Source organism: Aeromonas sobria (assembly GCF_006243315.1).
Taxonomy (GTDB): domain Bacteria; phylum Pseudomonadota; class Gammaproteobacteria; order Enterobacterales; family Aeromonadaceae; genus Aeromonas; species Aeromonas sobria_A.
This window is the reverse complement of record NZ_NKWE01000095.1, coordinates 1-757: the sequence shown is the minus strand read 5'-3', so window position 1 is coordinate 757 and position 757 is coordinate 1. Positions and strand designations below refer to the sequence as shown.

The 757-nt window shown below is 56.4% G+C and carries 1 protein-coding gene; it reads left to right on the top strand.

Translation table 11 applies throughout. The features are described 5' to 3' along the window. Nucleotides 1-88: 88 nt before the first annotated feature. Nucleotides 89-757: IS5 family transposase (locus CF137_RS21890; RefSeq protein WP_139721654.1), on the top strand; the 669-nt coding region annotated here is incomplete at its 3' end.

Sequence of the window (757 nt, the reverse complement as noted above, 5' to 3'; positions counted from 1 at the left end):
GGCGTTGTTGCCCAAATCGATGCAGCTTGAATGGAACTAACTGAGGGCGCGGTGATCTGATCACCACCACCCTCTTCAAGTCTGCATCATGGGCACGTCGCTTCACTCCATCACCAACTGGCCTCAATACAACAAGTCTTTGATTAACCGTGGTTCACTCACCTTCTGGGTTGATGCCGAGGCCATGAACAACTGGTTTCACCACGACCATCATGGGCGGCGGGGCCGCAGCCAGCTTTACACTGACCAGACCATCTGTACCTTCCTGATGCTCAAGGGGATTTTCAACCTCACTCTGCGGGCCACTCAGGGACTACTCGACTCCCTGTTCGAGTTGATGAACGTACCGCTTTGTGCCCCCGATTACAGCTGTGTCAGCAAGCGAGCACGCACAGTGACGGTCGCTTATCGACAGCCCCCAAAGGGACGCATTACCGACTTGGTTATCGACTCAACCGGGCTGAAGGTGTTTGGTGAAGGCGAGTGGAAGGTCAGAAAACACGGCGCCGAGAAGCGGCGAGTCTGGCGCAAGTTGCATCTGGCAGTAGACCCGGTGACTCACGATATCGTGGCAGCGGAAGTGTCGTTGGAAAATGTCCATGATGCCGAGGTGTTGCCGACCTTGCTCAACCCACTGCGGCGCAAGCTGGGACGTGTTTATGCGGATGGCGCCTATGACAGCAAAGCCAGCCATCAGCTTATCTCGCGCAAAGGGGCGACAGCCTGTATCCCGCCTCGCAAGAACGCTGGGCTATGG